22 protein-coding genes are annotated in these 24,857 nt (G+C 71.9%); 17 read left to right on the forward strand and 5 right to left on the reverse strand.

Annotated features, from left to right (window positions below):
* Window positions 1–37 precede the first annotated feature (37 nt).
* Together SGA01_RS04655 and pntB are read left to right on the forward strand one after the other, a co-directional pair.
* Window positions 38–1,564: a Re/Si-specific NAD(P)(+) transhydrogenase subunit alpha gene (locus SGA01_RS04655; RefSeq protein ID WP_141293583.1), complete on the forward strand. Its 1,527-nt coding sequence runs from the start codon at window positions 38–40 to the stop codon at window positions 1,562–1,564.
* Window position 1,565: 1 nt separating this feature from the next.
* The gene (pntB, locus tag SGA01_RS04660) at window positions 1,566–2,984 is read left to right on the forward strand and encodes a Re/Si-specific NAD(P)(+) transhydrogenase subunit beta (protein WP_141293585.1); all 1,419 of its coding nucleotides are present in this window, start codon (window positions 1,566–1,568) and stop codon (window positions 2,982–2,984) included.
* Between the two features lie 33 nt (window positions 2,985–3,017).
* Here pntB and SGA01_RS04665 read toward each other — a convergent pair whose 3' ends face one another.
* From SGA01_RS04665 to SGA01_RS04675, 3 genes are read right to left on the reverse strand one after another with little or no spacing between them, the layout of a single operon-like run.
* A complete protein-coding gene (locus SGA01_RS04665; RefSeq protein WP_229918298.1) occupies window positions 3,018–3,773 on the reverse strand; it encodes a hypothetical protein in 756 nt (251 codons plus the stop codon).
* Window positions 3,757–5,370: a VWA domain-containing protein gene (locus SGA01_RS04670; RefSeq protein WP_229918299.1), complete on the reverse strand. Its 1,614-nt coding sequence runs from the start codon at window positions 5,368–5,370 to the stop codon at window positions 3,757–3,759. Before SGA01_RS04670 ends, SGA01_RS04665 begins: the two co-directional genes overlap by 17 nt.
* On the reverse strand, window positions 5,367–6,614 hold the full coding sequence (locus tag SGA01_RS04675; protein ID WP_167534011.1) for a hypothetical protein: 1,248 nt from the start codon (window positions 6,612–6,614) through the stop codon (window positions 5,367–5,369). The genes SGA01_RS04670 and SGA01_RS04675 overlap by 4 nt, the downstream gene beginning before the upstream one ends.
* Before the next feature lie 293 nt (window positions 6,615–6,907).
* Between SGA01_RS04675 and SGA01_RS04680 the strand changes: the two genes are divergently transcribed.
* The 8 genes from SGA01_RS04680 (at window position 6,908) to SGA01_RS04715 (ending at window position 17,352) form a co-directional block, all read left to right on the forward strand.
* A complete protein-coding gene (locus SGA01_RS04680; RefSeq protein ID WP_141293587.1) occupies window positions 6,908–8,629 on the forward strand; it encodes an amidohydrolase in 1,722 nt (573 codons plus the stop codon).
* Between the two features lie 31 nt (window positions 8,630–8,660).
* Window positions 8,661–9,389 carry a helix-turn-helix transcriptional regulator gene (locus SGA01_RS04685; protein WP_141293589.1) on the forward strand — a complete coding sequence of 243 codons (729 nt, stop codon included), beginning with the start codon at window positions 8,661–8,663 and terminating at the stop codon, window positions 9,387–9,389.
* Window positions 9,390–9,475: 86 nt separating this feature from the next.
* A complete protein-coding gene (locus SGA01_RS04690; RefSeq protein WP_055640337.1) occupies window positions 9,476–10,162 on the forward strand; it encodes a Crp/Fnr family transcriptional regulator in 687 nt (228 codons plus the stop codon).
* A gap of 155 nt (window positions 10,163–10,317) precedes the next feature.
* Entirely contained in the window at window positions 10,318–11,229 is a 912-nt protein-coding gene (locus tag SGA01_RS04695) for a hypothetical protein (RefSeq protein ID WP_141293591.1), read from the forward strand.
* Window positions 11,226–13,592 (forward strand): hypothetical protein, encoded by a 2,367-nt coding sequence (locus tag SGA01_RS04700; RefSeq protein ID WP_141293593.1) that lies wholly within the window; start codon window positions 11,226–11,228, stop codon window positions 13,590–13,592. Before SGA01_RS04695 ends, SGA01_RS04700 begins: the two co-directional genes overlap by 4 nt.
* 137 nt (window positions 13,593–13,729) lie before the next feature.
* On the forward strand, window positions 13,730–14,938 hold the full coding sequence (locus SGA01_RS04705) for an SPFH domain-containing protein (RefSeq protein ID WP_141293595.1): 1,209 nt from the start codon (window positions 13,730–13,732) through the stop codon (window positions 14,936–14,938).
* Window positions 14,939–14,940: 2 nt separating this feature from the next.
* Complete coding sequence (locus SGA01_RS04710; RefSeq protein ID WP_229918300.1) at window positions 14,941–15,483, forward strand: Pycsar system effector family protein; 543 nt, start codon at window positions 14,941–14,943, stop codon at window positions 15,481–15,483.
* Between the two features lie 360 nt (window positions 15,484–15,843).
* Complete coding sequence (locus tag SGA01_RS04715; RefSeq protein ID WP_167534012.1) at window positions 15,844–17,352, forward strand: M48 family metalloprotease; 1,509 nt, start codon at window positions 15,844–15,846, stop codon at window positions 17,350–17,352.
* A gap of 12 nt (window positions 17,353–17,364) precedes the next feature.
* On the opposite strand, the gene SGA01_RS04720 is transcribed toward SGA01_RS04715, so the two are convergent.
* The gene (locus SGA01_RS04720) at window positions 17,365–17,826 is read right to left on the reverse strand and encodes a MarR family winged helix-turn-helix transcriptional regulator (protein ID WP_055640332.1); all 462 of its coding nucleotides are present in this window, start codon (window positions 17,824–17,826) and stop codon (window positions 17,365–17,367) included.
* A gap of 84 nt (window positions 17,827–17,910) precedes the next feature.
* Between SGA01_RS04720 and SGA01_RS04725 the strand changes: the two genes are divergently transcribed.
* Window positions 17,911–18,240, forward strand: coding sequence for a rhodanese-like domain-containing protein (locus tag SGA01_RS04725; RefSeq protein ID WP_055640331.1), 330 nt, complete (start codon window positions 17,911–17,913; stop codon window positions 18,238–18,240).
* An 18-nt stretch (window positions 18,241–18,258) separates the two neighbouring features.
* Window positions 18,259–18,828, forward strand: a complete 570-nt coding sequence (locus SGA01_RS04730; protein WP_055640330.1) for a YceI family protein — start codon at window positions 18,259–18,261, stop codon at window positions 18,826–18,828.
* A 189-nt stretch (window positions 18,829–19,017) separates the two neighbouring features.
* Here the strand turns inward: SGA01_RS04730 and SGA01_RS04735 are convergent, their stop codons facing one another.
* On the reverse strand, window positions 19,018–19,629 hold the full coding sequence (locus tag SGA01_RS04735; protein ID WP_141293599.1) for a TetR/AcrR family transcriptional regulator: 612 nt from the start codon (window positions 19,627–19,629) through the stop codon (window positions 19,018–19,020).
* Between the two features lie 443 nt (window positions 19,630–20,072).
* On the opposite strand from SGA01_RS04735, the gene SGA01_RS04740 reads away from it, so the two are divergent.
* From SGA01_RS04740 to SGA01_RS04765, 5 genes are read left to right on the forward strand one after another with little or no spacing between them, the layout of a single operon-like run.
* Window positions 20,073–21,257 (forward strand): aminotransferase class I/II-fold pyridoxal phosphate-dependent enzyme, encoded by a 1,185-nt coding sequence (locus SGA01_RS04740; RefSeq protein ID WP_055640328.1) that lies wholly within the window; start codon window positions 20,073–20,075, stop codon window positions 21,255–21,257.
* Entirely contained in the window at window positions 21,247–21,792 is a 546-nt protein-coding gene (locus SGA01_RS04745; protein ID WP_141293601.1) for a DUF6190 family protein, read from the forward strand. The genes SGA01_RS04740 and SGA01_RS04745 overlap by 11 nt, the downstream gene beginning before the upstream one ends.
* 1 nt (window position 21,793) lies before the next feature.
* Window positions 21,794–22,591, forward strand: a complete 798-nt coding sequence (locus SGA01_RS04750) for a dihydrodipicolinate synthase family protein (RefSeq protein ID WP_141293603.1) — start codon at window positions 21,794–21,796, stop codon at window positions 22,589–22,591.
* Entirely contained in the window at window positions 22,588–23,478 is an 891-nt protein-coding gene (locus SGA01_RS04755; protein ID WP_141293605.1) for an iron-containing redox enzyme family protein, read from the forward strand. Before SGA01_RS04750 ends, SGA01_RS04755 begins: the two co-directional genes overlap by 4 nt.
* The gene (locus SGA01_RS04765) at window positions 23,475–24,779 is read left to right on the forward strand and encodes a methyltransferase domain-containing protein (RefSeq protein ID WP_229918301.1); all 1,305 of its coding nucleotides are present in this window, start codon (window positions 23,475–23,477) and stop codon (window positions 24,777–24,779) included. The genes SGA01_RS04755 and SGA01_RS04765 overlap by 4 nt, the downstream gene beginning before the upstream one ends.
* Window positions 24,780–24,857: the final 78 nt, after the last annotated feature.

Below are 24,857 nucleotides of genomic sequence, written 5' to 3' on the forward strand. Positions count from 1 at the left end.
CGCTTCTCGTCTGAACAGCAGCGAACGGAGAACGCTCGTGAATGTCGGAGTCCTCAAGGAAGCGCGGGCAGGTGAGAGTCGGGTGTCGGCGACGCCGGCCACGATCGAGCAGATCCGCAAACTGGGGTACGACGTGGTCGTCGACCCGGGCGCGGGCGTCGCCGCCGGCTTCACCGACAGCGCTTACGAGGCTGCCGGTGCGACCATCGGCGACGCTGCGGCCGAGGACGTGGTGCTGGGGGTCAACGCCCCGGACCCGTCCCAGCTGGACCGGGTACGGCCGGCGGCGACGGTGATCGCTCTGTTCGCGCCGGCCTTCGACCCCGTGATGGTGGAGGAGCTGGGCCGTCGGCCGTTCACCGCGCTGTCGATGGACGCCGTGCCGCGTATCAGCCGGGCGCAGTCGATGGACGTCCTGTCGTCGATGGCGAACATCGCGGGATACCGGGCCGTGATCGAGGCCGCGCACGAGTTCGGGCGGTTCTTCACCGGCCAGGTGACGGCGGCGGGCAAGGTGCCGCCGGCGAGGGTGCTCGTCGCGGGCGCGGGCGTCGCGGGTCTCGCGGCGATCGGTGCGGCGGGCTCGCTCGGTGCGATCGTGCGGGCGACCGACCCGCGGCCGGAGGTGGCCGATCAGGTGCGGTCGCTGGGCGGCGAGTACCTGTCTATCGAGTCCGCCGAGGTCGAGGTCTCCAAGACCGGTTACGCCAAGGAGATGGGCGAGGAGTACAAGGCGCGCGAGGTGGAGCTGTACGCCGCGCAGTGCCGCGAGGCCGACATCGTCATCACCACCGCCCTGATCCCGGGCCGTCCCGCGCCGACGCTGATCACGGCGGAGATGGTGGCGAGCATGAAGCCGGGCTCGGTGATCGTCGACATGGCCGCCGCCAACGGCGGCAACGTCGTGGGCACGGTGAAGGGCGAGAAGACCGTCACGGCCAACGGCGTGACGATCATCGGATACACCGACCTGGCGGGCCGGCTGCCGGCGCAGGCCTCGCAGCTGTACGGCACGAACCTGGTGAACCTGCTGAAGCTGATGACCCCCGACAAGGACGCTCGCCTCGTCCTGGACTGGGAGGATCCGGTGCAGCGTTCGATCACCGTCGTACGCAAGGGCGAGCTGGCCTGGCCGCCTCCGCCGGTGCAGGTCTCGGCGGCCCCGGCCACCACACCCACGGCGGCCGTGCGGGAGCCGGCGCCGAAGAAGCCGCCGATGTCGGCGAGGGGGAGGTTCGGCGGCGTGGCCGTCGCCGCCCTGGCGCTGTTCCTGGCAGCCGGGTTCGCGCCGGCGGCGCTGCTCCCGCACGTGACGGTCTTCGTCCTGGCGATCGTGATCGGCTACTACGTGATCGGGCATGTGCACCATGCGCTGCACACGCCGCTGATGTCGGTGACGAACGCGATCTCCGGGATCGTCGTCGTCGGCGCGCTGCTGCAGATCGGGCACGGAAGCACGGCGGTCACGGTGCTGTCGGCCGTGGCGATCCTGCTGGCAAGTATCAATGTCTTCGGCGGCTTCGCGGTGACGCGTCGCATGCTCGCGATGTTCAACCGGAGCTGACATGTCTGCGACCATCGCCGCTCAGGCGGCCTACCTTGTTGCCGCGCTGCTGTTCATCCTGGCGCTGGCAGGACTCTCCAAGCACGAGACGGCCAGGCTCGGCAACGCCTTCGGCATGCTCGGCATGGGCGTCGCGCTCGTCGCGACGGTCGTGCTCGCGGTGGACGGCGACGTCAGCACCGCCGGCCTCGGCCTGATGGGCCTCGCGATGCTGATCGGCGCGCTGATCGGTCTGCAGCGGGCGCGCGGCGTCGAGATGACCGGCATGCCCGAACTGATCGCGCTGCTGCACTCCTTCGTCGGTCTGGCGGCCGTGCTGGTCAGCTGGAACGGTTTCCTGGAGGTCGAGAACCACCCGGACGGCCACGAGGCCCAGGCCCTGGACGCGCTCGGCACGCTGGGCATCCACCACGGCGAGGTGTTCATCGGCCTGTTCATCGGCGCCGTGACCTTCACCGGTTCCATCGTGGCCTACCTGAAGCTCTCCGCGAAGATCAGCTCCAAGCCGCTGATGCTGCCGGGCAAGAACGTCCTGAACCTCGGCTCGCTGGGCCTGTTCGTCGCCCTGACGGCGTGGTTCGTGATCACGCCGGAACTGTGGCTGCTGATCACCGTGACCGTCCTGGCACTGGCGCTCGGCTGGCACCTCGTCGCCTCGATCGGCGGCGGCGACATGCCGGTCGTCGTCTCCATGCTCAACAGCTACTCCGGCTGGGCCGCGGCCGCCTCCGGCTTCCTCCTCGGCAACGACCTGCTGATCATCACCGGCGCCCTCGTCGGCTCCTCCGGCGCCTACCTGAGCTACATCATGTGCAAGGCGATGAACCGCTCCTTCCTCTCGGTCATCGCCGGCGGCTTCGGCATCGAGGCCCCGGCGGGCTCGGACGTCGACTACGGCGAGCACACGGAGATCACCGCCGTGAGCGTCGCCGAGCTGCTCGGCTCGGCCCGCTCCGTGGTCATCACGCCCGGCTACGGCATGGCCGTGGCGCAGGCGCAGTACCCGGTCGCGGAACTCACCTCGAAGCTGCGCGCGAAGGGCGTCGACGTACGGTTCGGCATCCACCCGGTCGCCGGCCGCCTCCCCGGCCACATGAACGTGCTGCTCGCCGAGGCCAAGGTGCCGTACGACATCGTCCTGGAGATGGACGAGATCAACGAGGACTTCGCCGCCACCGACGTCGTCCTCGTGATCGGCGCCAACGACACGGTCAACCCGGCCGGCGCGGAGGACCCCGGCAGCCCCCTCGCCGGCATGCCGGTCCTCACGGTCTGGGAGGCCGGCAAGGTCATCGTGTTCAAGCGCTCGATGGCCTCCGGCTACGCGGGCGTCCAGAACCCGCTGTTCTTCAAGGAGAACACCTCGATGCTCTTCGGCGACGCGAAGGCCCGGGTGGAGGACATCGTCGGAGCACTCTGACCCGGTCGGGCCGGTGGACCCGGCCCGACCGGGTCAGCGGAAGATCGCCATCGCCTGGACCTCCAGGACCCCTTCGGCCGCGTTCCATTCCTGGACCTTGCCCAGGCACCGGGCGGAGAAGGTGCCCTGGGGGACCTGGGTGCGCAGCCCCTCCGTGGCGCAGGTGACGCGGACGCGGGGGCCCTGGGAGGGGTCGGCCGGGTCTCCGTACGGCGCGAGGAAGACGGTGGAGGGCCCCTCGTCGCCCGTCGCGCGGTACCGGCCCCGGATCAGGACGAAGCCCTCGACGTCGCGCAGCCGCACGTCGTCCCGCGCACCGGCGGTCGTCCGGAGCAGCGCGGTGCTCCGGGTGACCGACCGGCTCGGCAGGTCGACGTGGACGATGACCCGCTTCTCCTCCAGGACCTTCATGATCAGACCGATCACCGAGATCGGCTCCGCGACCTCCAGATAGCGGCTGACGACCTCGGTGTTCTCCTTGCGGCCGCCGTCCGCGCCCACGCCGAAGACCTTCGCGCGCACGGTGCCGTCCTTGCTGTCACTGGTGCGCTGCTCGACCTCCTTGCGCAGCGCGGCCGTGTAACTGCGCATCTGGTAGTGGTCCATGACCATCTTGTCGTGCAGGTAGAAGCAGATGCCGTCCGTGATGTCCGGGGTGACGGTCCGCCGGGCGCGGACCAGCCGCAGCAGCGTCACGGTCAGGAGCGCGGCCAGCCCCGCTCCCGTGACCGTCCACAGCAGCATCCAGGGCCACCACACGGCCCACCACGCTTCACTCGTGACACCCACGGATCTCCTTGAAGGCATTGAGCAGGGACTGTCCGGTGGCATCGGCCATGTGTCCTCCGGTGGCCCTGGCCGCGCGGTCGAGTTCCCGTGGATCGGAGTCGCCGTAGCGGACGGTGTACGTACGGACCGCGCGGGCGGCCGGCGGCAGGGCCGCATACCGGCCGAGGAAGGTGTCGAGGCTCATCCCGGCGTTGTTCTCCCCGTCCGTCATGAGCACGATGGACACGCGCTGCCGGGAGTCCTTCGCCAGGGCGTCGGCCGCCGACCGGTAGGCGTGGTCGAGTGCCGACCAGACGGCGGTGCTCGTGGCGAAGCCGTCGTCGGCCACGAAGCCCCGCAGCCGCTCCAGATCGCCCGCCTTCCCGTACGTGACGCTCTGCTCGTCCAGTACGCGACCGCCGAAGCGCAGCACCGTGAGCGTCTCGCCCTGGTGGAACCTGGCGAACTTGCCGGACCTGGAGTCGTCCGCGCCGCCGAGTCCGTCGAACGTGGCTCGGAGGTTCGCGATCCGTTCGCCCCGCATGGACGTCGAGAAGTCGAGCAGGAAGAGGACCCGCGCGGGGCCGCCGCTGCGCGCGGCGGCGTAGTCGGCGAGCAGCCGGTCGACGACCGCCTGGTCGTCGGGGAAGTACAGGGCGTTGCCGAGAGGGGTCCGCAGGCTGGGGATGCGGGGCAGGTCGGGGGTGATCGGCCTGCGCAGTGTCCGTTCCATGATCTTCCGCTGTACGGCTTCGCTCCGGAGCCACGCCGTCAGCCGGTCGTACGCGTCCCGCCGAGCCGGGTCGAGCAGCATCAGGGGGTAGTCGGACAGCACGATGCCGTCCTTCGGGTAGACGATCTCCAGGGGTGCCCGGAGGGTGCCCGCGCGGTTCAGCGCGAGCAGCTCGGACTCGTACGTGATCAGCGCGTCGAGGCCGCCCTCGGCCCGGGCGTACGCGCCCGCGAGCCCACCGGAGGAGTCCACGGTCAGTTTGTGCCCGGCGAAGAAGCCGCGCAGCCGGTCGCAGGACACGTCCTCGGGGCGCAGGGCGCCGCCGGTGGCCGCGGCGGCGGTCGCCACGCCCACCAGCGCGGACAGCCCGCTGTTCGAGCTGCGGGGGTCGGCCATCGCGTACTTCAGCGTGCCGGCCGCCGCGGCGTCGGCCAGGTCGGCCCAGGACAGCTGCCCGTCGGGGGCCGCCCGGCGCAGCCGCTGCGCCACCTCGGGCTTCAGGCCGACGACGACGGGGGAGCGCATCGTGCTCGTCGACAGCGGGCTCTCCGTCTGACGTCCGTGCTTCCGCAGGAGGAGCTGGAAGGGGCGGGAGGAGGAGAGCCAGGCGAGATCGTGCCGGTACCGGCCGGCTGCCAGGGAGGCGGTGGCCTCGACGGTGCCCTGGTACTCCATCTCCAGAGTGATGCCCGTGTCGCGCCGCAGATCGTCGAACAAGGGCTCCATGTCGGCGAGTTCGGAGCTCGCCAGGACCCGCAGGGTCACGGGCTCGGGGCTGTCCGAGGTGCAGGAGGCGAGGGTGGCGAGGACGGCCAGCCAGGCCAGGGCGAGCGCGGTCAGCGCCCTGCGCCGGCGAGGCGGCCGGGGACGGCCGGGCCCCGTCACCGGGCCTGGTCCGGGAGCGGGGCGACCGGACAGTCGCCGACGATGGAGATCATCCGCTCCAGGTAGCGGATCCGGGGCATGGGGGAGCGGGTGTCGTCACCGCGCAGCGCCGGCACGGGGACGTTCCGCTCGGTCAGGAAGCGCGCCAGCTGGTCGCCTGCGACCTCGCCCGCCGGATCCAGGATCCGGAAGCCCAGCTCCATCGCGCGCCGGCGCAGATCGGGGTCCGTGGTGACGAGCTCGCCGAGCCGGTCGCCCTTGCTGTTCAGGGAGATGAACTGGGGCTGGGTGACGAACTGGCTGGAGGGGTAGAGCAGGACGCGCTCCGAGTCGAGCCGCCCGGTCTCGGCGCGGTGCCGGACCTGGTAGGTGAGGTACTGGTGCTCGTACGCCACGACCACGGGCGCGATGCCCTTGCCGTCGGGCGAGATGTACGTCCGGAACACGTCCGCGGCGGGCAGGCCCTGCTCCATGAGGTGCTTGACGGACCGCGCGCGGCTGCTCGCCTCCTGGTCGGTGGTGGGCACGTCGGGTCCGTCGCCGCGCCAGGTGAAGGAGACGAGGGCGAGGTAGGTGCCGGCGGAGTTGGAGCCGCAGACGTCGGGGCTCTGCGCGACGATGCGATTGGCGTTGGCGATCCCGTGCCGACGGATGCCCAGGTCGTTCCAGCGCTTCCCCCGGTCGATGCTGTCGAGGAACTTCCGCATGTCCAGCGAGTAGTAGAGCGGCCGGTCCGCGCCTTCGGAGGGCAGCGGGGTGGCGATGCCCGCGTCGCGCAGGGTCTCGGCGTACTCCCGGTAGGTCGCGAGCGCGATGGGGCTCACGAAGGGGCGGTGCACCTTGGCGTACCGGCCGTCCGCCGCGCGCACGCCGGTGATCAGATCGCCGGCCGGCTGACCGGAGGGGAAGACGAAGTCGAACGCGGCGATGTCCCGCATCGCGACCTCGCGGGAACCCGAGCTGGTGATGTGGACGCTGATGTGGTGCTTCAGCAGGATCCGCCGGACCTCCTCGTCCTCGAAGAAGTCCCGCTTGGAGGCCATCTTGCCCTCCAGGACGACGACCCGTTCGAAGGGCAGCAGCAGGTTCCCCGAGATCGTCAGCGTGGCGAGTCCCGTCAGGACGGTCGCCAGTACGGGAAGGAGGAAGAGCAGCAGACTCCGTCGCGACCACGAGCCGGAGGACCGGCGCCGCACGGTCAGGCGGGGCTCCTCGACGACGACGGATCTCTCCCCGGCGACCACACCCGTACCCCCACTCGTCCGTTCCCCCCTGGGGTGGCATCCTGCGCCGCCCCGGTGGCCGGTGCGGTGCGGTGCGGTCAATTCCGGGTTAACAACTGGGCTGTGAATAAAGGGAGTTGATGCCGTTCGGGTCGGTGGTTCGACAGGTGTGGTCCGTGGGCGTGGTCCGTGCGGCCGCGCCGCCGGCGTATCGGTGAGATGACCGATGTGCCGGTCACCGGGTCGCGGCCATAGTCCTCGGGAGATCGTTTACGGGCGGCCGTGGTGCGCGCCCGGGTGGGAAAGGACCTTCAGTGGACACGTACGCGGATCTGGTGTTTGTCGGTGGACGGGTGGTAACGGTCGACGCGGAGTTCTCCGTCGCCTCGGCCCTGGCGGTGACCGGCGGGATCATCGGCGCCGTCGGCGGACGGGACGACGTGGCGCCGTTCATCGGGCCCGCCACCCGCGTCGTCGACCTGCGAGGGGCGACGCTGCTCCCCGGGATCAACGACTCCCACCTGCACGGATGCGCCTTCGGCATGGCGAGCCCGCCGCTCTCCCTCGATGTCGCCCACCCCACCGTGTCCTCCCTCGCGGACGTGGCCGAGGTCGTCGGGGAGGCCGTCGGACGGGTCCGGGCAGGGCAGTGGATCACCGGGCACGGCTGGGACACCGGCTACCTCGACGAGTGCGTTTCCGACCCGTCGCGGCAGCCCTCGCTGCACGACCTCGACGCCGTGAGCCCGGACCACCCCGTCGTCCTGTACTCCTTCTCCGGGCACGCCACCTGGGTCAACTCCAAGGCGCTGGAGCTCATCGGGATCGACCGGCACACCGTCGCGCCGCCCGGCGGGGCCATCGTCGTGGACGAGGCGGGGGAGCCGACCGGGCTGCTCCACGAGGGTGCCCAGGCGCTCGTCCAGAACGCGCTCCCGCCGCTCAGCCGCCAGGAGCGGACCGACGCGATCAGGTCGACCCTCGCCACCCTCGCCCGGCTGGGCGTGACCAGCTACACCGAGCCCGGGCTCGGCCCCGGCGGCGACGGCATCATGCGGGGCGCGCTCGGCGGGGAGACCCTCGACGCCTACCGCCGCCTGCTCGCCGACGGCGAACTGACCGCCCGCGTCGGCGTCCTGCTCCTGCCCACCGGAATGGCGAGCACGGCGGAGGAGTTCGCGCGCGGCCTCGACGCCCTCGGAGCCGTCGAAGGCACCGAAGGCCCCCACGAAGCCGATCCGCGCCGCCTCGCGATCCACGGCGTCAAGATCTTCGGCGACGGCATCGTCCCCAACAAGACGGCCTGGATGCACGAGCCGTACGTCGGCGGCGGCTGCGGCTCCCTCTGTGTCGGCGGCGAGACCGACGCCGACCGGATCGCCGAGATCGGCGCCATGATCCGGCACGCCCACGCCGCCGGGTACCAGCTCGGCGTCCACGTCACCGGCGACCGGGCCGGCGACACAGTCGTCGACGCCTTCGCCGCCGCAGTGGCCGAGCACCCGAGGCCCGACGCCCGGCACTACGTCATCCACGGCGACTTCCTCACCGCGCACAGCATGAAGGTGCTCGCCGCGCACGACTTCGGCGTCAACATGAACCCCACCATCAAGTGGACCGTCGCCGACATGGAGGAGGAGTTCGTCGGCGCCGGACGCGCCGCGTACGCGTGGCCCTACCGCGACGCCCTCGACGCCGGCGTGCGGGTCGCGAGCGGCTCCGACGCCCCCGTCACGCACCCGGACTGGCGCCAGGGCGTCGCCACCATGATGCTGCGCGAGTCGAAGGCCACCGGCCGGGTCAGCGGGCCCGAGCAGCGCATCGGTCTGGCCGAGGCGATCCGTACGTACACGATCGACGCGGCCTGGCAGGACTTCGCCGACGACTGGAAGGGCTCCCTGGAGCCGGGCAAGGCCGCCGACCTCTGTGTGCTCGACGGGGACCTGCTCACCGCCGACCCGCACGACATCCCGGAGATGGCCGTCGTCCTCACCGTCGTGGACGGACGTGTCGTGCACGACACCCTTCGCGATTGACGTATTCCGGGCAGATGATCATCCTGGAGGGATGGCAGCGGAACGGACCACGGCGGACATCCTGGACGCGGCGGTCCACGTCCGTGAGGCCGCCAGGAGCGCCACCAGCGGCGCGACCGGCATCGACACGGTGCTGGCGGCCCTGTCCGAGGTGATGGAGTACGACCACGCCTCCCTGGCCCGGTGGGACCCCCTGCGCCGGCGCCACACCACCCTGGCCGGGAGCTACCCGGACGACGCCACGGCCTACATCGAGACCCGTCTCCACCGCGACCCGGTGTTCCCCGTGCTCCGCGGCCCGGACCGGGGCGGGCTCTGGCTCAGGGACGTGCCCCGGCAGCTCCTCGCCGCGTCACCGGGCTTCCAGGAGGTGCTGAGTCCCCTCGGGATCGAGGACGGCGTGGCCCAGTGCCTGTTCGCCGCCGACGGCAGGTACGTCGGCATGCTCAACGTCAGCACCCGCGGACCACGGCGTGCGCCCGATCCGGCGCGCGCCGTGGTCACCCTGCTCACCGAGTCCCTCGCCGCGGCCGTCGACGCCCGCGACCGCCCGCGGCCCGGCGGGCTCTCCCCCCGGGAGCTCCAGGTGCTCGCCGAGCTGACCGCAGGCCGCACCAACCGGGAGATCGCCGAACGGCTGTTCATCACCCCGCGCACCGTGGGTACCCACATCGAGCACATCCTCGCCAAGCTCGATCTCCCCAACCGCGCGGCCGCCGCCGCCCGAGCCGCCGCCTGGGGAATCGAACCCGCGAACTGACACGGTCCGCCCGGCGCGGCGATGCGCTAACCTCCCCGCTGATCGTCCGGTCGTGTGCGACCCGAAGAGGTAGCCGGGAGAGACAGTTGACGCAGTTCGAGGACCAAGTCCCCTTCGTGGCCCGCCTGGACACCGAGGACCGGCACGCGCTCTTCCGGGGCGGTGGCCACCTCGCCTTTCCCGCACGGCAGGTGCTGCTGCGCGAGCACGAGCCCTCGACCCACGTCCTCGTCATCCTCTCGGGCTGGGCCAAGGTGACCTCGGCGGCGCCCAACGGGTACGAGGCGCTCCTCGCGCTCCGGGGCCCCGGCGACATCGTCGGCGAACAGGCCCTCCTCAGCGGGCGGCCGCGCGGCGCCACCGTCATCGCGCTCGAACCCGTCGAGGCGCTCGCCGTCGACGCCGAGCGGTTCGGCGCCCTCCTCGACGAACGGCCGTCCATCGCCCGGAAGTTGCTGGCCCTGACCGCCGACCGCACGCGCGACAGCGACCGGCGGCGCGTGCAGTTCGCCTCACTCGCCGTACAGGAGCGGCTCGCCCTGCTCCTCCTCGAACTGATCCGCACCCACGGTGAGGAGTCGGAGGACGGCGTCCAGCTCACGGCCGGGCTCACCCAGAGCGAGCTCGCGGGTTCGGTCGGGGCCTCGCGCGAGGCCGTCGCGCGCCTGCTCAAGCAGTTACGGGAGCGGGGCATCGTGCGGACCGGGCGGCGCGGGATCGTCGTCGTACGACCTGACGTACTGCGGCAGATGGCGCGTTCGGGGGGCGGCTGACCGGGGCCGTCGGACCGGCCGGCGCGAGGCCCGTTCTGTGCACACGGTCACATTCCGAGTGTGCTAGGTTCCGTCGCCTCGAACCCCCTGCCCCTGGCATCTTTCTTGATGTCCAGAAGGCCCCGAGCGGGCCGTGCAACCAGCGGAAGGCGGCCATGCGCGAGCCTGTCAACCGGACCATCCTGCTGATCGACGTCGAGCGGTTCAGCCGGCGCGACGACGTGGTGCAGGCCGTCCTGCGGCGCACCTTCAACAAGATCGTGGACCAGACGCTCGAAGCGGCCGGCGTCGAGGCCACCCAGCAGTACCGCGAGGACCGGGGCGACGGTCTGATCGTCCTGCTCAGCGGCGACGTGGCGAAGACCGTGATCCTGCGGTCGCTGCTGACCACGACTCCGGAACTCCTGCACGAGCACAATCTGTTGGCCTCGGACAGCGCCCAGATGCGGATGCGGATCGTCCTCGCGGCCGGCGAGGTCGCCCACGACCCGCACGCCGGGACGACCGGCGGACTCGTCGGCCACGACCTCAACCAGGCCTGCCGGCTGCTCGACGCGGACGTCCTGCGGTCCGCCCTCGCCGAGCGCGCGGACGAGCACTGCGTCCTCGCGGTGAGCGCACCGGTCTACGAGGGCGTGGTCCGGCACGGCCACCGAGGGGTACGGCCGGAGCTCTTCCGGCGGGCGGACGTCACCGTGAAGGACGGGGTGCTGCCCGCCTGGATCCACCAGGGCGCCGCCCCGGAGCGGGGTCCCGAGGCCGCAGCCGCGCCGGCGCGGGCCACCGGGACCGGTCGGGCGGCTCAGGCCTCGGAGGCTCCCGCCGAGCCCCCTGCCACGGCTTCCGCCGCGACTCCCGCTCCCGCCCCGACTGCTGCTCCCGATCCTGCTCCGCAACAGCCGTCCGCCGGGGCCGTCTTCCACTTCCACGGCGGGGCGCCCGTGATCCACGGCTCGCTCGTCGGCGGCGACCAGCACGGCGTCAGCGGCGGTCAGGTCACCGGAGACGTCGTCCTCGGCAGCACCCGCGCCGCCGCCGACGACCCCGCCGACGGGAGCCGCTCGTGACCACACCTCAGGAGCACCAGGACAACCCGGACGGCCAGGGGCCGTACGCGGAACGGGCCGCCGTGGACCCGCACGCCCCTGAGGGATCCGGCGACGCGGCCACCGGTACCGAGGACCCGGCAGGCACCGAGAACGAGACGGAATACGCCTGGGACTCCCGCCGGGACCTCTACCGGCACAGCCCCGGCATCATGCTCGGCCACTCCGCCCGCGTCGGCGGTTCGCTGGTGGGCGGCGACCAGCACGGCGTCAGCGGCGGCCAGGTCACCGGAGACGTCATCCTCGGCGGCAGCAAGGTGGAGTACCACCTCGGCGGCGACACCGAGGAACGCTCGGGAGAGATCCCCGCCTCCGAAGTCGAGGCGCTCGCACGGAACTTCGTCCACCCCATGGACGGTGAGGAGGCGGGGGCGGAGCGCGAGAGCGCCGCCGCCCCGGCCGACGGAGGCCACGACGGGGACTTACCCCACGAACCGTGGCAGCCCGGAAGCCCCTTCGCCCTCGCCCTCGCCGGACTCCGCGAACACCGCGTCGCCATCCTCTCCGGACCCGCCACCACGGGCCGCCGCGCCGCCGCCCTCATGCTGCTCCGCGCCGTCGGCTCCCCCTCCTACCGGGCCCTCGACCCGGCCCTCCCGCCGGGCCGGCTCGCCGGAGAGCTCCGCGAAGGCTGCGGACACCTCGTCGCCGACTTCGCCACCACCGCCGAACGCCCCCTGCGCGAGCACCACATCCGCGCCCTCGGCGAGCGGCTCCACGCCACCGGCAGCCATCTCGTCGTGGTCGTCGGACCCCACCCCGTCGTCCACGGCAGCGTGAGCCCGGTTCCCTGGGAGCCGCCCGAGCCCGCGGCCCTGCTCGCCGGACACCTCCGGCACAAGGACCTGGCAGGGCGGAGCGTCGACGAACTCCTCGCCCTCGCCGAGGTACGGGCCGTCCTCGCCCACCACCGGCCCGTCGCCGACACGGCCCGCTTCGCCGAACGCGTCGCCGGCCACGCGCGGGGCACCGTGTCCCTCGCCGAGCTCGGCGCGTTCGGCCACTACGCCGCCGAACGCCAGGTCAGGGAGTGGTTCGACAGCGCGGACCACAGCCTGCACGACAAGGCCTTCCTCATCGCCCTCGCCACCTTCGACGAGGCGCCCTACCCCCTCACCGCCGAACTGAGCGACGTCCTCTTCGCCCTCCTCCAGCGCATCGAGAACCCCGGGGAACCGGCCCGCATCCCCGTCTTCGGCACCTCCAGCGCCCAACGCGTCGAGCAGGCGCTCGCCGACCGCTACCAGGAGCCCGAGGAGACCGAGTGGGGCCCGGTGCTCCAGACGAAGGTGCAGTTCAGGGACAGGCTCACCGCCATCACCCTGCTGCGCGAGGTCTGGACGGGACACCCCTCATCCCGGCCCGCGCTCGTCGCGTGGCTGCGCCGCCTCGCCGACGACCCCCGGCCCGTCGTCCGTACGCGCGCCGCCGCCACCGCCGCCGTCATGGCCGCAGCCGACCTGCCGTCGGCGATGGCCCTTCTCATCCGCTCCTGGGCGGCGGACCGCCGGCTGCGCGCCCGGCTCGCCGCCGCCAACGCCCTGGCACTCGCCCACCACTTGGGCGCCCCGCACGTCTCCCGCATCCTCGCGGAGTGGTGCGTCGCCCCCGACCACCGGCTCCGCTGGACGGCCGTACGCGGCTACGCCCTGGTCGGGGACGCCTTCCCCGAGGAGGCGCTCGCCGCCCTCACCGAGGCCGTACGGGCCCTGGAGGCCCGGGGCGGGCCCGCCCAGGGATGGTCGAACGAACGCGACGACCTCGCCCAGTCGGCCGCGGCCCTGCTGCTCGCGGCGGGACAGGAAGCGGCGGCGCGGGACGACTGGGACGCCGTCGCCCGTCTGTGGGGCGCGTTCCCGCCTCTCCTGCGCGGCGCCACCAGGGACTACGTGCTGCGTGCCACGGTCTACGCCGCAGGGCCCACCGACGGGCCCGTCGGCACCGGACGCCCCCTGCTGCTCGACCTGTTCGCGCGGGCCGACGCGACACCCGGGACGGACGGAGCGGTTCTGCGGCACGCCCTCGCCGCCCTGTGGCGCGGCGTCCTCAACGACCCCGTGTGCTCCGCGTCCGGACTCAACACCCTGCGGCAATGGGTCCGCGCCGCCGAGGACGACCGGGGGGCCGAGGCCGCGCTCGCCGAGCTGCTGCCGCTGCTCGCGGTCTCCACCGAGGACCACAAGCGGCTCGTCTACCTCCTGGAGAACCTGCGGAGCGAGGGCGACTCCGCCCCGCCCTCCGTGGCCCTCCGGCTACGTGCCCTCGTCCTGGTGTCCACGCCTCCGCACGCGGACGCCCGTACCCGGCGTCCGTCCCCGGCGTGATTCCCCGGCAGGCATCTCCGGAGCGAGCCCGCCGCGTGAACCCCCGGCGTACATCCCCTGCGTAAGTCATCGGCGTAGAACCCCGGCGTGAGCCTCGTGCGCACGCCGCCAGAACGGTCCCAAGGAGCCAAGTCACCATGATGAGCCAGCCGCCCCAGTGGCAGCAGGAAGCGAACCGCCACACCGCACTCGTCGACCCGGTGGTCACGATCCAGGAGCTGTCCCGCTTCAAGCCGCTGCGCGCCACGCGCATCGACCACGCCCTCGTGTTCACCACGGCCCAGGGAGGCCGCGACACTTATCTCCCGCCGAGCCGGCCGAGCCGCACGGAACTCGCCACCAAGCGCTGGACCAGCGTGTACGAGGTGGACATGGGCCGGCACGAGGCCGCCACCGTCCTCGCCTTCCCCAGCCGGCGCGACGCCTTCCTGTTCGAGGTGTCCCTGAGCTGCACCTGGCAGGTCGTCGACCCGGCCGCCTTCGTGGCGAGCGGCGAGCGGAACGTCCCGGCCCTGGTGCAGCGCCTCGTCGAAGACGCCGTCCGGCCCGTACTCCGGGGCTTCGACATGGAGGACAGCGCGGCGGCCGAGTCCCACGCCCGCAAGGCCGTCGAGGCCGCCGGGCCCCTGGCCGCACGGGCTGGACTCGACGTCCGCTGCGGCCTCCAGATCCGGCGGGACGAGGCGGCCCTCGAACAGGAACGCCAGATGCGCGAGATCGCGTTCGCGCGCGAGAAGCTCGAACCGCAGCACGCCCTCCTCATGCGGGAGGACGAACTGGCCGCGGAGCGCGCCCTCGTCCAGGGCCGACAGCAGCACCGCATCGACTTCCAGCAGCAGGACCTCGACCACGAGCGCAATCTCGCCCGGGGCCGGCAGGAGCTGGAACTCCAGGAGATCGAGGCCAAGAAGATCGAGTACTACGCCTACTACCTGGAGCGCGGCGGCCCGGCCGCGATGGCCTTCCAGCTCGCCCGGCACCCCGAGGACGCCCGGCTCGTGATGGAGAACCTCCGCCAGGACCAGCTGCTGGCGATGAAGAACCAGCTGACGGTCGCCATCCAGGCGCTCGGCGGCGGCCCGGGCGGCCTGGAGGAACACCAGATGGACGAACCGCGCAGGCTCGCGGCCAACGTCATCAAGGAGGTCCTGGGAGCGAAGCTGTCGCCGGGCCCGGTACAGACCCAGCCGGCGGTCGACGCGGCAGCGGTCGGGGGGAGCGGAGCCCCGACCGTCGACCCCGTCGAGGACCAGGTGCCCGGGGCGCCCGAGACCGCGCAGGCCCCGCCCCCGCCGGAGGACGGGCCGGTCTTCGGCTACCACACGCCTCCGCAGCCGCCGCGATGAATGTGACCGCTCCCGAAGAGGGTTCCGGAACGGAACCGCGGGCCCGGCACCTGTCGCCGGGCGCGGCCGAACGGCTCCTGGGCGAACTCCGGCAGGAGGCCGTCCGCGCCGACACCAAGGGCTCCATCCTGGTGGCGGCCCAGGGCATGGCAGCCGCCGCGCTCGTCGGCGTGCTCGCCGCGCGCGGCTGGCACCCCACCGACCTCTCGGGTCTCGGCCAGGTGCTGTGGTGGGCCGGGGCCGGGTGCTTCCTCGTCTCGCTCACGGCCCTGCTCATGGCCGTCGTACCCCGCTACCGGACGGTCGGCTGGCAGCCCGGCGACCCCCTCACCCACTTCGCGGACATCCGTGGCGCGGCCCGTCGGGGACAGGAGGTCCTGGAGGAGGCGCTGCGGGACACCGACCGTGCGCCGAGGGCCGCCGTCATCGCCTCGCTCATGGAGAACAGCCGGATCGTCTCGATCAAGTACGACTGGCTGAGGGTGGGCATCGCCGGGTTCACGGTGGCGCTGGTGCTGTTGCCCGGCGCGCTGCTCGCCGGCTGAGACGGCCGGACCGCCGCGCGGGCGGACGACGCCGTCGACGATTCGTCACGCAAAACCGTCAGGAGACACATCGCCATGTCCGACCACGAGGACGTCCCGCCGCCGTACCCGGGGGAGGAAGTCCCGCCGCCCTACCCGGGAGCGCAGGTCCCGCCCCCGCCCCCGTACCCGGGCGAGCGGGAAACACCCCCTGTCTACCCGACCGATGCCCCGGCACCACCCCCGCCTCCGGCGTACCCGGACGAGCCCGCGCCTCCGGCGTATCCGGGGGAGGCGGCTGCGCCCGCGTATCCGGGGGAGATGGCTGCGCCCTCGTATCCGGGGGAGAGTGCACCGCCTGCGTATCCGGGGGAAGTGGCCGTGCCCACGTACCCGGAGGGTGACGCCGCCCCCGCGTACCCGGGCGATGCCGCACCCTTCCCGGAGGACGCTCCTCCCGCGTATCCGGGGGAGATCCCTCCGCCGACCTACCCGGGTGACGCCGTACCCTCCGCGCCCTCGGGCCAGGCCGTGTCCGCCTTCCCCGGGGAAGCTCCCCCCGCCTACCCGGGGGAGATCCCTGCCCTCGACGCCCCGCCCGCGTACCCGGAGGCGGTCTCGGCTGCCGGCCTCCTGGGCGCCGCGGCGGACGTGCAGACCGCTTTACGGGACGGGGCGCCGCCTGCGTACGACGGTGAGGGCTCGTCGCCCGCGGTGCCCGCGCCCCGGGTCGGGGGCGACGTGGCGCAGGTGGCGTCCGTCGACGGCTCCTTGCCGGCGGCCCCCGCCGCGCCGCCCGGGACCGTCGCCTCCCATGACGACCTGGCCCTGGACCACGGTCGCCGGATGGTGAAGTCCGTACAGCGGGGGATCGACGGCGCCGCGCTGTCGCACCTCCTCGTGACCCTGCCCATAGGGTTCATCAGCCTGGGCGTCGTCACCTTCCTGTCCGCCCTGGTCAACCCCGTCCTCGCGGTGGTCGTGCCGGTGGTCTGGCTGTTGTCCGGGCCGCTGGTCTTCCACCGCAAGGTCGAATCGGCCATCGCCCGGCGCCTGTTCGGGATGCGCAGGCCCACCCCCGAGGAGGCGCAGCGGCTCGACCTGGTGTGGGAGCAGGTGACGCGGCGCGCGGGCGTGGACCGGGAGACGTACGAGCTCTGGATCCAGGAGCGCACCGAGCTGAACGCGACGGCCGCCGCGGGGCACATCGTGGCCGTCACCCGGCACGCGATGGACCGGCTGCCCAACTCCCGCCTCGGCGCCGTGCTCGCGCACGAGCTCGGCCACCACGTGGGCGGTCACACCTGGGCGGCCATGCTGGCCGACTGGTACGCCCTGCCCGCGCGGGCGGCCGGACGGGCCGTCGTCCTTCTTCTCTTCGTCCTCTTCCGGACGAAGCACTGGGCCGGCATCGCCTGCGGGGGCTGCCTCACCCTGATGATCGTCCAGTTGCTCTTCGTCTTCACGTTCGTGCAGGGGTACTGGTGGTTCGTCCTTCCGGTGGCGGCCGCTCCGTTGTTCATCGCCTGGCTCCACCGTCGGGCCGAGTTCCGGGCCGACGCGTACGCCGTGGGGCTCGGGTTCGGCCAGGCGCTGGAGACGGTCCTCGTGGAAGAGGCCCAGGCGACGGCGGTGCCGGGCCTTCCCCCGCAGGGGCACGGGACCCCGCCCATGCCGACGCATCTGCCTCCGGGGACGCCCCCGTTCCCGCAGCAGCAGTACCCGGGGCAGCAGTACCCCGGCCTGCCTCATCCCGTACCGCCGAGCCCCGAGACCGGGAAGACCGGCGGCAGGGGGATCGCGGCCAGGGCCGCGCACACGAACACCGAGGCGCGCCTGCGGAACGTGCGACTCGTCATGTCCCAGCAGGTCCAGCGCTCGGCTCCGTAGTACCGAGGGGCGTCAGCCCAGCTGGATGTCGTCGCCCGAGTGCGCCACGCGCAGGAGCGCCGTCGTGATCACGGCGGCCTCCTCGTCCGTGAGGTAGCGGCCGAAGTGCTCGCGGATGCCGCGCATATAGGCCGGTGCGGTCGCGCGCAGGGCCGACCGGCCCTCGTCGGTGATGACCGCCCAGGTCACGCGCTTGTCCGTGGGGTCGGGCTCCTTGGTCACCAGGCCGGAGCGGGCCATCTCGTCGACGAGCCGGCTCACCCGCGTCCTGCTGAGGACGACGCGCTCGGCGACCTCCTGCATGCGCAGTCCCTGCTCGCCCGCGCCGCGGAGCTCCAGGAGCACGTCGTACCACGTGAGCGGAATCCGGCCGTTGCGCTGCACGTCGCTCTCGATGGCACGCACGGCGGCGTTGTGGGCCAGCAGCAGGGCTCGCCACGCTTCGACCCGGTACTCACCTTCTCTCATGACCATGACGAGAAGTATAGCTTGTGTGCGCACGCACGGACTATTAGAGTGTGTGCAGACGCACGGACTATTCATTGAGGGAGAACAGTCATGGCCCAGCGGATCTCGCGGGACGAGCTCAAGAAGAAGATCGACGAGAACCTGGTGACGGTGCTCGAGGCGCTGCCGGCGCAGTACTACAACGACAAGCACCTCCCCGGAGCGCTCAACCTGCCGCACGACCAGGTGGACGCGCTCGCCCCGACGCTGCTTCCGAACAAGGACGCGGAGATCGCCGTCTACTGCGCCAACAGCCCCTGCCCCAACTCGGGCATCGCGGCCGACCGGCTGGTCGAGCTGGGCTACACCAACGTGTACGAGTACTACGAGGGCAAGGACGACTGGGTCGAGGCGGGCCTGCCGACCGAGTCCGTCGCCTGACCGAAGGAGCGCACGGACATGACCACTGCACCGATCCGTACCGTCGACGGCGTGGAGCTGCCCGCCGCCGGCCCGTGGAAGATCGACCCCGGTCACGCCGAGGTCGGCTTCGTCGGGCGTCACTTCATGCTGACGAAGGTCCGCGGGCGCTTCACCGGAGTCGAGGCCACCCTCGTCATCGGTGAGCGGCCGGAGGACAGCAAGGTCACCGCGGTCATCGACGTGGCCAGTGTCGACAGTGGTGACGCCACGCGCGACGAGCACCTGCGCTCCGCGGACCTCTTCGACGTGGAGAAGTACCCGAAGGCCGTCTTCGCCTCCACCTCGGTGACGTGGGACGGCAGGCGCGGCACGCTCGTCGGGGACCTGACCATCAAGGACGTCACCCGCCCGGTGACGCTCGCGGTGGACTACCTCGGCTACGCGCGCGACCCGTGGGGCAACGACCGCACGGTCTTCTCCGCCCACGGCAAGGTCAACCGTGAGGACTGGGGCCTGACCTGGAACATGGTCCTGGAATCCGGCGGCATCCTCGTCTCCAAGGAGATCGAGCTGTCCCTGGAGTTCGAGGCGATCAGGGAGAGCTGACCCGATCCGGCAAGGGGCCCCGGTGCGGCGCGCATGCCCGTACCGGGGCGCCTTCGGCGTACCCCGGCGTGCGTGGTGCGCCCCGGCCTGTGCTCGCGTACCCCGGCGTGCCCGGGGTACGCCGGCACGTGCCGGGGCGTAGGCGTGCTCCGGCACGCCCTGACATTCTGCGCACGCCGCGGGGTCGTGTCAGCCGGCGATCACGCGTCTCACCAGCGCGAGCAGCGTGCTTCTGACGCGTTCGGGGGTGAACTGCCCCTGCCGCAGAGCGTGCTGGAGGTCGGAGTCCAGCGGCGCGAGCAGCAGGTGGGCCGTGCAGTCCGCGTCGAGGTCCGGGCAGGCCTCGCGGAGCATCAGTGCCAGATGGACGCGCCAGAAGCCGTACGAACCTATCCGGTAGCGCGCGCCCGGCGCGGCCGTCTCGGAGAGCCTCAGCAGCTCCAGGTTCTCGTCCAGGAGGTCCAGGTACGCGTCGAAGAACGCCAGGACCCGGTCGGCCGCCGGAGCGTCGGGGCCCAGCGGGGGCGGGCCGAAGAGGATGCGCTCCTGGAGTCGGCTGTCCTGGGCGTCGAGCAGGGCTGCCGCGAGCCCCGCCTTGCTCCCGAACCTGCGGAACAGCGTGCCCTTGCCCACGCCCGCCTCCGCCGCGATGCGGTCCATGGACACGCTCTCGACCCCGTGGGCGTCGAAGAGCGCGCCGGCGGCGGCCAGGATGCGCAAGCGGTTGCGTGCGGCATCCGACCGCTCCGGTGGTGCCTCGGGGGCGGCAAGGGGAGAGCTGTCCGGCGAAACGTGCTGCACCTGAGGGCCTCTCGGTTCACGCTCCGTGGGGGGTCCCGGTGGGGCCGGGTGGCGTCTGCGCAGTTTACGGCCAGGACGCCCCGTGAGGCCGCTCGGACGCCGCGACGCGTCCCGGTCCGGATCGCTTGTCCCGCCGCCGCCACGTGTGGCAGAGTCGCCCCCAATCGGACCGCAGTCCGTTTACGGGGGAGATACATGTCTGGAACAGGTTTCCGATATTGCATCGCCGACGTTGAGCGCCTCGGCCACTGCCCGTAGAGGCAGTCCCCCCACCGTCCGTCCGTGACGGTCTTCCGTGTGCCCTGGGGTCGCGGGCCCACCGCGGCAACCCGCCGGGACACGAGCAAAAGACGAGCAAAAGACGCGCAAGACCGTGGCGCCCCCGCGTGCCACGCCGGCACTTCCGCACGCGCTCACCCGTATGCCGTTCGCATGGAGGAACCATGACCGCGCACGCCGGCACCACCCTGAGCAGCCAGGAACTCCTCGATCTCACGCAGCACGAGATCCAGGCCCTGCTCACCGAGTTCAACCTCGCCGACGCCCACACCCACCAGCGCCAGTCCGCCGCCCAGCACAAGATCGTCGCGCGGCTGCCCGAGCTCTGGTACGAGGCGGAAGAGGGCCTCCAGGCCACCTACGAGCAGCGGTTCATCGAGGCGTTCTTCCGCCTCCACCGCCAGCCCACGGCGCTCGCCAAGAACAAGACGCTGCTGTCCTACGCGGCCTCCATCTCCACCATGGTCGTGGCGATGTACCTCAAGCAGCAGCGCATGGCCGTGACCCTCGTCGAGCCCTGCTTCGACAACCTCCACGACGTCCTGTCCAACATGGGCGTACCGCTGTACCCCGTCGAGGAGTCGGCGCTGCACGACCCGGACCGGATCTACGCCGAGCTCAAGCGCCGGGTCCGCACCGACGCGCTCTTCCTCGTCGACCCCAACAACCCCACGGGGTTCAGCCTGATGCACTCCGGGCGCAAGGGCTTCGAGGAGGTCGTCCGGTTCTGCAAGGACCACAACAAGCTGCTGATCATCGACTTCTGCTTCGCCTCCTTCACCCTCTACGACCCCGAGCTCGCGCGGTTCGACGTATACGAACTGCTCGAGGAGTCCGGGGTGCGGTATCTGGCCATCGAGGACACCGGCAAGACCTGGCCGGTGCAGGACGCGAAGGCGGCCATGCTCACGGCCAGCGACGACATCAAGGAGGAGGTGTACAACCTCCACACCAGCGTCCTGCTGAACGTCTCGCCCTTCGTCCTCAACATGCTCACCCAGTACGTGGAGAACTCGGAGGCGGACGACCTCGCGTCGATCCGTGACGTCCTCGACATCAACCGGGTCGCCGTCAAGGAGGCCCTCCAGGGCACGATCCTCGAATACCAGGAGCCGATCGCGAAGACCAGCGTGGCCTGGGCCAGGATCCAGCACCCCGACCTCACCGCGACCGAACTCCAGCGGGAGCTGCGGGAGGTGGGCGTGTACATCCTGCCGGGGCGGTTCTTCTACTGGAGTCAGCCGGGCCGCGGCGAGCCGTTCGTCCGGATGGCCCTCGCGCGCGAGCCGGAGATGTTCGCCGGCGCCATGAAGCGCCTGCGGGAGGTGCTGGACCGCCATGAGCGCTGACGAAACCGGCACCGCCCGGGACGACTTCATCGACGCGGCGCTCTTCCTCGGCATGCACAGCGCCGACGACACCGTGCGCGTCGCCGCCAAGGCGTTCTTCGTACGGCACCTCGACGGGCACGTCGTGATGAGCCTGGAGCAGGTCGGCCGCTGCGACGACGTGATCTGGGGCTACTCGCGCGAACTCCAGGACCTCTACTACCCGTTCATGGACCACCTCCACACGGTCATGGACATCAGCCGGGAGGGATACGACCGGGCGGACGTCCACCTGGCCCTCTCCGACACCGACACACCCCGACAACTCCTTTTCATCGACCGCATGTTGCTCGGTCAGGTGATCAACCGAAAGGGACTGCTGCACACCGTCGGCCCCCGGTCGGCCGCCTTCGACGGGCTGCCCGTCCGCACCGTGACCGACTGGCCCGTCGGTCAGCCGGAACCGGCCTTCCCCGAGCCGCTGGAGCGGCTCTACCGTGAATCGCTCGCGCTGCGCCTGCCCGTCGGCACCGGCGCCCTGTCCCAGGGAGTCTGAGATGAACCAGGGAGTGATCGCGGCCCTGGTGACACCCTTCTCGGAGACCGGCGAGGTCTCGGAGAGCGGCGTCGCCCGACTGCTCGACACCCTCCGCCCCCACGTCGACGGCCTGCTGCCGAACCTCAGCACCGGCGAGGGGCGTTGGCTCACGGACCGCCAGTGGGAGGACATGCTCCGGGCCACCGTGAAGCACGCCGGCGAACTGCCCGTGCTCGCGGGCGTCCTGCGGCCCACCACGGAACAGGTCCTCGAACGGGCCCGGACGGCCGCCGACCTCGGCGCCCACGGGCTGGTCGCGACCAGCCCGTACGGCACCGGCGTCACCCAGGCCGAGATCTACCGTCACTTCGCGGACCTCGCCGAGCACAGCGGCCTGCCGGTGGTCGTCTACCACGGCACCGAAGTCTCCGGCAACGCCGCCGACTTCGACACGCTGCTCCGGATCTGCGCGCTGCCCTCGGTGGCGGGCGTCAAGGACTCCTCGGGCAGCTCCGAGTTCACCCGGCGGCTCGTCGAGGCCCGGCCCGGCGCCCGCGTCCTCGCCGGCCTCGAACACCTGCTGCTCGAATCCGGCGCCGTCGACGGTTACGTGGTCGCGCTAGCCAACGTCGAACCGGCCCTGTGTGCCGACCTGTTCGCCGGTCGCCTGGCGGACCCGGAGGGCTCCCTCACCGCGGCCTGCGAGCGCTACGGCCTGGAGAAGGACGACTGGTACCGCTGGGTCAAGACCGAGCTGTTCCGCCGTGGGGTGCTGGAGAACGACAGGACCGTGGACACCGGGGAGGTTCCGTCATGAGCGTCTCCGCGAAGACCGTCGAGACGGTCCCGGCCGCCCGCTCGGCTCGTACGGAGGCGGAGTCGGTGCACCGGGAGCTGTTCCGGCACAACCGCAGCGTCCTGGACTCCCGCCGGCTCGCCCGGGTCGAGGAGATCGAGCGGGACTGGATCGTCCCGCTCGTGGACTCCCTCGACTCCACCGGCGAGCGGGTCCCCGACCGGGCCGCCTGGCAGCGGCTCCTCGACGGCCTGCTGGCGGACGAGCGGGCGGGCAGCCCGTCCGGCGACTATCTCGCCGACCACGCCAGCCGGGAGGAATTCACTTTCATCGTCAGGGAGTTCGCGCTCGACGGACTCACCGAGGCGCAGAACTTCTTCCCGGCCGTCCCCCGGCTTCCGATCAAGGCCCAGATGGCCGTGATGCGGGTCCTGATCGACGAGTTCGGCTGCGGAAACCTCCAGCAGGCGCACTCCCAGCTCTACCGGCTGCTCCTCGCCGAGCTGGGCCTGCCGCAGGAGCCCGAGGGCTTCCTCGACACCACCGGGGACGAGACCTTCCAGTTCCTCAACGTCTTCTACTGGCTCACCCAACGCGCCCCGCACGTCGAGTACTTCCTCGGGGCCCTCGCCTACCTGGAGGCGTCCATCCCGGACGCGTTCACCCACCAGGCACGGGCCTGCGAGCGGCTCGGCATCCGGCAGGGCCGCTACTACACCGAGCACCTGCACATCGACACCTTCCACATGCAGGAGATGCAGCTGGCCATCAAGGAGTACGAGACGGCGTACGGTCTCGACCCGGCCCGGCTGTGGACCGGTGCCCGGCTCCTCTCCGCGCTGATCGGCGACGCGTTCGACGCCGCCGTGGCGCGGGCCAGGGAACTCACCGACCGGGCGGCGGCATGACGGGCCGCGACCCCGCCACCGAGCCGCCGTCCCTCCTGGAACTCCCCGGCGACCGGCTGCGGGTCCGCGCCGCCGGCCAGGAGTTCGTGATCGACGCCTCCTGCCCGCACCGCAAGGGACGCCTCGTCCACGGCTACGTGAACCCCGGCACCCTGCGCATCAGCTGTCCGCTCCACCACAGCAGCTTCGACCTGGCGACCGGCTGCCCGGCCCGCGGCCCGGGCGACGACCCGCTGACCGTGTACCGGGCGGGCGTCTGGCCCGGCTACTACGGCTCCGAGCAGGTCTGGCTCCCCGCCTCCGAGCAACTGCTCGCATGGGGCGAGGAGTTCCACGAGCTGATGCTCGGCGACGACCTCCGCATGACGGCCTTCAGGACCGCCATCGCCGAGGCCGTACGCCCCGGGGACGTCGTCCTCGACCTCGGCACCGGCACCGGCATCCTGGCCCGCTGGGCCCTGGAGGCCGGGGCGGCCCGGGTGTACGGGATCGACCTCAACGAGAACGTGCTCGCCACGGCGGCCGAGCGCCTCGCCGAGGCGGGCTTCGCCGACCGCTTCGTCCCGCTGTCCGGTCTCTCCTTCGACCTGGAGCTGCCCGAGCGGGTCGACATCGTGATCTCCGAGATCATGGGGAACCTCGCCGACAACGAGAACTTCTCCGCGATCCTCGACGACGCCCGCGAGCGCTTCCTGCGGCCCGGCGGCACGATGCTGCCAGGCCTGGTGGACAGCTTCCTCGTACCGGTGACCGCGGAGACCGCCCACGCCCAGCTGACCGGCGAGGGGCCCCGGGACGCGGGAGGGCCGGAGGCGTTCGCGGGCCTGCTCGCCGCCCGTGGCGCGGAGAGCCCCTTCTCGCTGTACTACGACACCGTCCTCCCGATCGCGGGCCACCTCGCCTCGCCCCGGCTGATCCGGCGCTACGACCCGGCGCCGGCCGCGGCGGCCGGGACGGAGACCTCGTACCGCGTACCGCTGGCGTACACGGTGCAGAGAGATGGCGTGTTCACCGGGTTCAAGGGGTACTTCGTCGCCCAGCTCTCGGAGTCCGTCGCCCTCGACATCTCCGGGGACGACATCGAGGGACGCACCACGTCCGACAGCTGGAAGCACTGCTACCTGCCGATCGAGCGGCCGGTACGGGTGCGGCGCGGCGACCGCATCGCGCTGACCTTCGCCCGCCGGGGCGGCCGCGACGGCGATCCCTTCGGCCAGACCTACAGCTGGGAGGGGCAGGTCCTCTCCGGCACCCGGGTGGTGGACCGGTTCGCCCACAGCACCGGTCCCGCCGCCGACTGACCACCGCAAGGACCCACCCGCAAGGAGCCACCCGCAGGAACCGCCCGCAGGAACCGCCCGCAGGAACCGCCCGCAAGG

The organism is Streptomyces gardneri, from assembly GCF_006539185.1.
GTDB classification, from domain to species: Bacteria; Actinomycetota; Actinomycetes; order Streptomycetales; family Streptomycetaceae; genus Streptomyces; species Streptomyces gardneri.

Bases quoted from the DNA above. Each gene is read 5' to 3' on its own strand.
- SGA01_RS04685 (WP_141293589.1), top strand. From the start codon at position 8,661: ATGGCAGCGGAACGGACCACGGCGGACATCCTGGACGCGGCGGTCCAC.
- SGA01_RS04705 (WP_141293595.1), top strand. From the start codon at position 13,730: ATGATGAGCCAGCCGCCCCAGTGGCAGCAGGAAGCGAACCGCCACACC.
- SGA01_RS04765 (WP_229918301.1), top strand. From the start codon at position 23,475: ATGACGGGCCGCGACCCCGCCACCGAGCCGCCGTCCCTCCTGGAACTC.
- SGA01_RS04750 (WP_141293603.1), top strand. From the start codon at position 21,794: ATGAACCAGGGAGTGATCGCGGCCCTGGTGACACCCTTCTCGGAGACC.
- SGA01_RS04730 (WP_055640330.1), top strand. From the start codon at position 18,259: ATGACCACTGCACCGATCCGTACCGTCGACGGCGTGGAGCTGCCCGCC.
- pntB (WP_141293585.1), top strand. From the start codon at position 1,566: ATGTCTGCGACCATCGCCGCTCAGGCGGCCTACCTTGTTGCCGCGCTG.
- SGA01_RS04745 (WP_141293601.1), top strand. From the start codon at position 21,247: ATGAGCGCTGACGAAACCGGCACCGCCCGGGACGACTTCATCGACGCG.
- SGA01_RS04720 (WP_055640332.1), bottom strand. From the start codon at position 17,826: ATGGTCATGAGAGAAGGTGAGTACCGGGTCGAAGCGTGGCGAGCCCTG.
- SGA01_RS04740 (WP_055640328.1), top strand. From the start codon at position 20,073: ATGACCGCGCACGCCGGCACCACCCTGAGCAGCCAGGAACTCCTCGAT.
- SGA01_RS04725 (WP_055640331.1), top strand. From the start codon at position 17,911: ATGGCCCAGCGGATCTCGCGGGACGAGCTCAAGAAGAAGATCGACGAG.
- SGA01_RS04755 (WP_141293605.1), top strand. From the start codon at position 22,588: ATGAGCGTCTCCGCGAAGACCGTCGAGACGGTCCCGGCCGCCCGCTCG.
- SGA01_RS04695 (WP_141293591.1), top strand. From the start codon at position 10,318: ATGCGCGAGCCTGTCAACCGGACCATCCTGCTGATCGACGTCGAGCGG.